This is a genomic window from Pseudomonas sp. NBRC 111131 (genome assembly GCF_001320525.1).
In the GTDB taxonomy this organism is placed as follows: domain Bacteria; phylum Pseudomonadota; class Gammaproteobacteria; order Pseudomonadales; family Pseudomonadaceae; genus Aquipseudomonas; species Aquipseudomonas ceruminis.
Window position 1 is genome coordinate 240,364 of sequence record NZ_BCBH01000005.1, and the last position, 7,805, is coordinate 248,168.

General features: G+C 61.8%; 6 protein-coding genes and 1 pseudogene. 1 reads left to right on the forward strand and 6 read right to left on the reverse strand.

The window, feature by feature from the left end; translation table 11 throughout:
- Nucleotides 1-654: 654 nt before the first annotated feature.
- Complete coding sequence (locus APH34_RS07715; protein ID WP_054900591.1) at nucleotides 655-1,905, forward strand: ribonucleotide-diphosphate reductase subunit beta; 1,251 nt, start codon at nucleotides 655-657, stop codon at nucleotides 1,903-1,905.
- 95 nt (nucleotides 1,906-2,000) lie between these two features.
- On the opposite strand, the gene APH34_RS07720 is transcribed toward APH34_RS07715, so the two are convergent.
- From APH34_RS07720 to APH34_RS29515, 6 genes and pseudogenes are all read right to left on the reverse strand, one after another.
- Nucleotides 2,001-2,900 (reverse strand): LysR family transcriptional regulator, encoded by a 900-nt coding sequence (locus tag APH34_RS07720; protein WP_054900592.1) that lies wholly within the window; start codon nucleotides 2,898-2,900, stop codon nucleotides 2,001-2,003.
- 91 nt (nucleotides 2,901-2,991) lie between these two features.
- Nucleotides 2,992-5,022 carry a pyridoxamine 5'-phosphate oxidase family protein gene (locus APH34_RS07725; RefSeq protein ID WP_054900593.1) on the reverse strand — a complete coding sequence of 677 codons (2,031 nt, stop codon included), beginning with the start codon at nucleotides 5,020-5,022 and terminating at the stop codon, nucleotides 2,992-2,994.
- Nucleotides 5,023-5,049: 27 nt separating this feature from the next.
- Nucleotides 5,050-5,673, reverse strand: a complete 624-nt coding sequence (locus APH34_RS07730; protein WP_054900594.1) for a glutathione S-transferase family protein — start codon at nucleotides 5,671-5,673, stop codon at nucleotides 5,050-5,052.
- 122 nt (nucleotides 5,674-5,795) lie between these two features.
- Nucleotides 5,796-6,347 carry a UPF0149 family protein gene (locus APH34_RS07735; protein WP_054900595.1) on the reverse strand — a complete coding sequence of 184 codons (552 nt, stop codon included), beginning with the start codon at nucleotides 6,345-6,347 and terminating at the stop codon, nucleotides 5,796-5,798.
- 90 nt (nucleotides 6,348-6,437) lie between these two features.
- Nucleotides 6,438-7,427, reverse strand: coding sequence for an asparaginase (locus tag APH34_RS07740; protein WP_054900596.1), 990 nt, complete (start codon nucleotides 7,425-7,427; stop codon nucleotides 6,438-6,440).
- Nucleotides 7,424-7,805 (reverse strand): annotated as a pseudogene (locus APH34_RS29515) (hypothetical protein); the annotation flags it as partial. The gene APH34_RS07740 and the pseudogene APH34_RS29515, both read right to left, overlap by 4 nt.

Genomic DNA, 7,805 nt, shown 5'->3' on the forward strand with positions numbered 1-7,805 from the left:
AAAGGACGCAAGCCCATGGCGCGGAAAAAAGTGGCAACTCGCAAGATTGGCCGCAATGCTGAAACCGGCCGTTTCACCTCGGTTGAACAGGCACGCAAACACCCTAAGACACACATTGTCGAAACGCTGCATGCCCCTCACAGACACTGCTTGCCTGACCGGGCCTGATCGTCCGCAAGCCGGCCCCACAGGTACTGGACCGCCCTCCAGCCAAGCGCGATACCTGTGGGCACTGGCTTGCTGGCAAGGAGGCCGGCACCGCTAGCATGCACCCTTCAAAAACACCATATGATGTGCCTTGAAATTTAAACTGGCACAACATATAGGTTGGCGCTACACTCTTCCCCCATACAGGACGACACCCGATTCGTGAACGGACGCACGCAAAACCGGTCGAAAAAGTTACCCTCGCCGGCACGACATGCGCCCCGATCGAAGGTGAATTCCGGTATACTTTGCGCCCTCTGAAAAGCGCACCATTCAATTGTCCTGGCCCCTCCCAGAGGCTGGCCAGGTACAAGCCAGAACACATTCAGATGTAAACGAGAGTCAGCCTCTCGCGCTGTCCATTCGCCGTTACGGCCTTGCGTCAGGCATCACATTCTTAACATCCAACCGGTTGCCCCAGGGCGACCCTCAAGCAGGAGCCAAACCATGCTGAGCTGGGACGAATTCGACAAGGAAGACGGCGAAGTAGCCGCCAAAGGCAACACCCCTGCGCAGGCCACCGCCGCCGCCACCCTCGACAAGCTCGACAGCGCTGGCGGTGCCGCCGCCCTGGAAGCCCGTGCCGCCACCGCGTCCGACTCCGACGCCGTGAAGCGCGCCAAGGCTGCGCTCGACGCCCTCGACATCGCTGAAGGCCTGGCTGAACTGGAAGGCTCTTCGGCCCGCGTCGCGGTGGACGAAAAGCGCATGATCAACTGCCGCGCCGACCTCAACCAGCTGGTACCGTTCAAGTACGACTGGGCCTGGCAAAAGTACCTCGACGGCTGCGCCAACCACTGGATGCCGCAAGAGGTCAACATGACCGCCGACATCGCCCTGTGGAAGAGCCAGGACGGCCTGACCGAAGACGAGCGCCGTATCGTGATGCGCAACCTCGGCTTCTTCTCCACTGCCGACTCGCTGGTAGCCAACAACCTGGCCCTGGCCGTGTACCGCCTGATCACCAACCCCGAGTGCCGCCAGTACATCCTGCGCCAGGCGTTCGAAGAGGCGATCCACACCCACGCCTACCAGTACTGCATCGAGTCGCTGGGCATGGATGAAGGCGAGATCTTCAACATGTACCACGAGATCCCGTCGGTCGCGAAGAAAGCCGCCTGGGGCCTGAGGTACACCCGCGCCATCTCCGACCCGGAGTTCAACACTGGCACGGTCGAAACCGACAAAGAGCTGCTGCGCAACCTGATTGCCTACTACTGCGTACTCGAAGGCATCTTCTTCTACTGCGGCTTCACCCAGATCCTGTCCATGGGCCGCCGCAACAAGATGACCGGCGTTGCCGAGCAGTTCCAGTACATCCTGCGTGACGAGTCGATGCACCTGAACTTCGGTATCGACGTGATCAACCAGATCAAGATCGAGAACCCACACCTGTGGGACGCCGCGATGAAGGAAGAAGCGACCCAGATGATCCTGCAAGGGACCCAGCTGGAGATCGAATACGCCCGTGACACCATGCCACGCGGGGTGCTGGGCATGAACGCGGCGATGATGGAGGACTACCTCAAGTTCATCGCCAACCGCCGCCTGACCCAGATCGGCCTGAAGGAAGAGTACCCAGGGACCACCAACCCGTTCCCGTGGATGAGCGAGATCATGGACTTGAAGAAGGAGAAGAACTTCTTTGAGACGCGAGTGATCGAGTATCAGACAGGTGGGGCACTGAGCTGGGATTGAGGCGGAGCAAACTTCTAGCGCCTAAATAGCCCCGTGCAATGCGGGGCTACTGACACTTCGCGGATAAATCCACTCCTACAGATTCAGCTCAACACTCAGGCCAAGTGCGCCTGCCCCCGCAAATGCTCAGCCAGCATGTCAACGAATGCGCGCACCTTGGCCGAGCCGTACTTGCTCTCGCGGTGCAACACATGAATCGGCCAGGGCGCTTCCTCATATTCGGCGAGGATCACCTGCAGTTGCCCGCTGGCGATCTCATCAACCACCTGGTACGACAACAGCCGGGCGATTCCGAGGCCACCTACTGCCGCGGCGATCGCGCCGTCGTTACTGGTCACAGTCAGCCTGGGCTGCATGCGCACCATCGTCGGCTGGTCGGTCACACCGAAGCGCCAGCCGGCACGAGGCGACAGGTTGGTGGTGGCGATCACTGCATGATCGGGCAAGTCCGCGGGGTGCTGCGGCACGCCGTGGCGCGCCAGGTACTGCGGCGAAGCGCAGAGCATGCGCCGCACCTTGCCCACGCGCAGGGCCTTGAGGCCGGAATCGGGCAACGGGCCGATGCGCACGGCCACATCCATGCCCTCTTCCACCATGTTGACGATACGGTCCAGGAAGTAGGCCGACACGTCCACCTCGGGGTACTGCTGCAGGTACCGCACGATGCAGGGCATGACGAACTTTTTGCCGAACAGGATGGGCGCGGTCACCGCCAACTCCCCCTTGGGCGTGGCGTTGATGCCGGCGGCGGCTTCGTTGGCCTCGCTGATGCTGGCAAGGATGTGTCGGGAGTCTTCCAGATAGCGGCTGCCGGCCTCGGTCACGCGTACACTGCGGGTGGTGCGCAGCAGCAGCTTGACCCCGAGCTGGTCTTCGAGAGCGCTGACGGCACGGGTGACGGCGGCCGGCGAGATGTCCAGGCGGCGGGCGGCGGCAGCGAAGCTTTCCAGCTCGCCAACGGCGACAAATACCTTCATCAGGTGAATCTGGTCCATGCCGGCTCCTGGGCCTCGAGGATGGCGGGATTATCTGCTATCTGCATAGTTTGCGCTGCCTGGGCCGCATCTATCGACGGCACAGACAGCTTCAGAGCGCCAGCACCAGTGCCTGCGCCCCCTCCTCTAGCCTGGCAGGCACAGCGCAGCAAATCAGTACCGTACCGTTCTCCGGCAGCTCGGCAGGCGGATTTGGGTAATGCACCTGCCCGCTCACCAGCCTGGTCTTGCAGGTGCCGCATGACCCTCCGCGACAACTGAAATCCGGCGAGAGCCCACGCGCCTCAGCCAGTTCCAGCAGGGTGCCGCTGGCGGGCGCCCACCGGGCCTCTTTGGCTGAACTGGCGAAGTATACCGGTACCGGCTCGCTGGCCGCGGGCGGCTGCTGCAGCACCGGCTGGTTGTCGTTGCCATGGCGCCGGAGCGTCGAAGGGCCGAACGCTTCGGCATGGATGCGCCCATCCGGCACGTGTACGGCGCGCAAGCCTTCGTAAAGGTCCTGGGTGAAGCTGGCCGGGCCACACAGGTAGAAATCGTAATCGTCCAGCGGCAGCGCTGCCTTGACCTGCTCAATGCCGAGGCGACCGGCATGCTCATAGTCGCGCCCTGGTAACGCTTCGGGCTCCGGCTGGCTCAACGCGCGATGCACAGTCAACAGGGCTCCGGCCTGCCGCTGCAATTGGCCAAGCTCCCGCTGGAATGGCAGTTCGGCAAGGCTACGAGCGCCTTGGAACACGTGAATACGCCGCCCCGTCCGCATCGCCAACTGTTCACGGAGCATGGCCATCAGCGGGGTAATGCCCACGCCTGCGCCAATCAGCACCAGGGGCCGATCGCTGTCGCCCTGCAAGGTGAAGCTGCCCATCGGCAGGCGCACCTGCAACGTGTCGCCGACGGCAATCTGTTCATGCAGGTAACGCGATGCCGGGCCCTGAGCCTTGACGCTGATGCGCAGATGGCCATCGGACGGCGCACTGGACAGGCTGTAGGTTCGAATCAATGGAGCAGCGCCCGCCAGGGGAATACGCACAGGAATATGCTGACCGGGAGCAAAGGGAACCGGTCCATCGGCGGCCAGGTAGAACGAACGGATATCGCGGCTTTCCTGCTCTACCCGCAGCACGCCCCACGTCAGCCACTGGCGTTGCCGCTCACGCTGCTGCAGGCGCTGTTCGGCTTCTGCCCAGGTGCCTGTCATCAGGCTGGTCGGCGAGTATTCCTGAAAGGCCCAGCGCAAGGAAATAGCCGCGCGGCGCAGCACTACCTGTTCGACCATCAGCGTCCAAAGCCGCTCGGCGCCTTCGAAGGCCTCGATCAACGGGCTGTCGAGGATCACTTCGGTGCGACCAGTCACCTGTAGCACGTTGCCGTTGCTGAAATCGACGAACAACAAGCCCGCCTGGGGGTTTTCCAGCAGGTTGCCAAGGGTGTTGAAATGCAGGTTGCCGGCATAGTCGGGGATGGTCAGGCGGTTGCTTTCAACCTTGACGAAACCGGGGCGCCCACCTCGATGGGAAACGTCCACCGCACGATGCCCTTGCGGCAGGTCGACGTAACTGGCGACAAAAAAGGTGTCGGCATTCTCGATCATCTGCACCGCGTGGCTATCCAGCGCTGTGGAGTCCAGCCGCCCTTGCGCGGGCTCATCAACACGGCGGTAGACGCGTTGCTGGATGTACTGCGGGCAATTGCCGAACGACTGCTCCACCTCGACCTCGAGCGAACCGCCGAACGACTGCCGGATCAGCCCATTGATACGGTTGCGTCGACGGGTATGCAACTCAATGCCGAGCAAGCCAATGGCCCCGCCAACCACCATCCCTGGCGTAGCCGGGTCATCGCCAGGGCGGTCGGTTTCGATCAGCAGGCGCTTTGGATCGGGCGAACTGGCGAAGCCCTCCGGGCCTTCGAGCACCGTCGCCCAAGGCTTGCCATGCGCGTCCACGGTGCCTGCCACCAGGAACGGCAACTGGTGATAGAACGCGCGGTGCTGATCAGGCATGTGGTCACGGATGACCTTCTGCCCGAACGCCTCCATGCGCTCTGCCACCCCCACCTGTTCCTGCAGGCGTTTCTCGCCAGCGTGCCAAGGCGAAGTTCGAGGAGCTGGTTGTCGCGCCATGGCGGCATACCTCGTGTTGATGATCGCTCAGACGCTGGTCTGCAGGCCCACAGCGGTACGTGGCATGGCAACGAAACCGGGCAACGCCTCAATGCGCGCCAACCAGGCGCGCACATTCGGGTACGGCTCCAGCGAAACGTTGCCCTCTGGGGCGTGGGCAATATAGGAGTAGTTGGCAACATCGGCGATGGTCGGCTCGTTGCCGGCCAGGAACGGTGTCTTGGCCAGCTCGCCGTCTATCACCTTGAGCAGGGTGTGAGCACGGCCAATGACTTCGTCCGTGTTGAACGAAGCACCAAATACCGTGACCAGACGCGCGGCGGCAGGGCCGAAGGCCAGCGGCCCAGCGGCGACCGACAACCAGCGTTGCACCCGAGCCGCGCCCACCGGGTCTTGAGGCAACCATTGGCCACCCTTGTCGTAAGTGCTGGCCAAATAAATGAGGATGGCGTTGGAATCGGCAATGACAGTGCCATTGTCGTCGATCACCGGCACCTGGCCAAAAGGATTGAGGGCAAGAAACGCTGGCTGCTTGTGTGCGCCCTTGGCCAGGTCGACAAACACCAGCTCGGTAGGCAGGTTCAGCAGCGACAGCATCAACTCGATGCGGTGGGCGTGGCCGGATTTGGGGAAATTGTAGAGTTTGATCATGCTCTGCGCTCCAGGGTAGGCACCGGTTGGTGCGTGTGGAGCACATGCTGCGCTGATTCGGCTGGCAGCGGAATCAGCGTGGCGGGGAAACCATAATTTCGCTTGGCGAAATAATTGGGTCGTTATTTTTCCGAGCGCTGGTAACGATACAGGCTTCGCGCAGCCTCGATTACCTGCGGCACACAGGCTTGAATGTCTTCCTCGGTCATTTGATCGAGCAACTCGAAATTATCCTCAAGGCCATGCAACGAAATAGCATTGAGCAGCTGTGCCTGCTCTGGCGGCAACTCGCCCCAACCGGCAACCTGGGTGCCGCGCATGTAGCCAAAGCACCATTCCTCCATGATGACCACTGCCCCTTCCTCGGCGTCGCTTTCCTCGAACAGCGGCTCGAAGCGGTCCAGGTCATCCGCCAGGGCTTCGGCTACCTGATTGGCATAACGCAGCATCAGTGCGGTATAGGCTTCTTCGTGAGCAGGCTTCTTGAACTTCGGCACCTTGCCCCCGGCGACGGTGGGCAGCCATTGCTCAGGGTTCACGCGGGTCGGGGAGCTGGCCAGGGCGGTGAAGAAGCCATTGAGCTCCGCCAGGTTGAGCACCGAATAATCGTTGCCGTAAGTGATCAACAGGTCTTCGAGGCGGTCGAGTTCTTTTTCGCTGAGAGCGGGGAGCATGGAGGATTTCCTGAAAAGCAAACGTGCACGCACCCTAGCACAGCACGCACCAGAAGACTGCCCGCAGCCGAGCGGCTACGGGCAGTTTCCCTAGCGGGGTAACCAGGTATGCAGGCGCGATTGCGTGCCTGTGCCGATCAGTAGCCATAGAAGGATTCGACACTTGCGTGGGCACAGCTGCCCAGCCATGTGTACGCCTTTTTTCTGCAGGTCGATCTCGCCCCCGGCAAACCCATAGCTCGACCTCGCCGTTGAACCACTCCCAGTGCGGGTAGCTACGATTACAGGCATCTGGAGTACCAGTTGGTCCAACATCTCGGACCAGGTATCGGAAACGTGCCCCGCGCCGAAACCGGCGATGACCAGGCCTTCGTAGCCTAGCGTCGGTATCGATTTCAACAGGGCAGTGTCCGCATCCAGGCAGGCCTCTAGCAGCGCAACCTGATGGTCGAGACGATGGGGAGTCGGCAGCACTGCACGTGGTGAGGGCGGGTGATAATAGGCCGCGACACCCTCCAGGACTTCACCCAGGGCGCCGCCTCCGGGTGACTCGAAAGCAGCCATCGCAAAGCTGTCGGTCTTGCGCACCCTTGCGGCACAGTGGATCTGGTCGTTGATGACAACCAGCACGCCACGCCCATGGCTGGGCTGAGCTAATGCCACTTGCGCTGCCGCCAGAAGATTGGCCGGCCCGTCACTTCCCGGTCGGTTGGCCGAGCGCATTGCACCGGTTAGCACCAAGGGCGTGTCAAAGGGCCAGAGCAGATCGAAGAAGTAAGCCGTTTCCTCCAGCGTATCCGTCCCTTGAGTCAGCATGACTGCCTGCGCGCCCCGCTCAACCTGCTCACATGCCCAGGCCAATACGTCGAGCAGCGCCTGAAAGGCGAGCGAGGCACTGGGCACCATGCCCAGCGTCGCCAGTTCGAGTTGCGCCATCTCGCGCAGTTCTGGCAGCAATGCCACCTGCTGCTCACAACCCAACGCGGGGATTACACCGCTCTGAAGCGTGCCGGCCTGCATACTGACCGTTCCACCCAGGCTGCCGATCGCAAGCCGAGGCAGTGCCGTAGTCGCTGTCATACATCACCTCCTGCCATCAGCCCTACCAGCGGTACTATCGCCAGCGTACTGATGGCCATGGACAACACATTGCCGATATAACCATGCATATGGCTCGGCAACCGATCGCTGATAGCCACAGCCAGCGGCGGTGCGACCAAAGCCCCCAGTACAGCGCTGATGATCACAACCTGCCAGTGGCCACCGTGAGTCAGGACGGCAGCAGGAACGACCGACACAATAGGAATGTACGTGGGATACCAGCTACGCACCTGCCATTGACGACGCCACACCAGCACACCCACCAAAGACGCCATAAACTGCCCTGTCACCATCTGCAGTACCAGTTGCGAGCCATAGGCCGGCCCAGCAGGGGCCACTAGGTAGGCCAACAGCAAG

Coding starts and splice junctions, on each gene's coding strand:
- APH34_RS07725 (WP_054900593.1), bottom strand. CDS start 5,022: ATGGCGCGACAACCAGCTCCTCGAACTTCGCCTTGGCACGCTGGCGAG.
- APH34_RS07715 (WP_054900591.1), top strand. CDS start 655: ATGCTGAGCTGGGACGAATTCGACAAGGAAGACGGCGAAGTAGCCGCC.
- APH34_RS07740 (WP_054900596.1), bottom strand. CDS start 7,427: ATGACAGCGACTACGGCACTGCCTCGGCTTGCGATCGGCAGCCTGGGT.
- APH34_RS07720 (WP_054900592.1), bottom strand. CDS start 2,900: ATGGACCAGATTCACCTGATGAAGGTATTTGTCGCCGTTGGCGAGCTG.
- APH34_RS07735 (WP_054900595.1), bottom strand. CDS start 6,347: ATGCTCCCCGCTCTCAGCGAAAAAGAACTCGACCGCCTCGAAGACCTG.
- APH34_RS07730 (WP_054900594.1), bottom strand. CDS start 5,673: ATGATCAAACTCTACAATTTCCCCAAATCCGGCCACGCCCACCGCATC.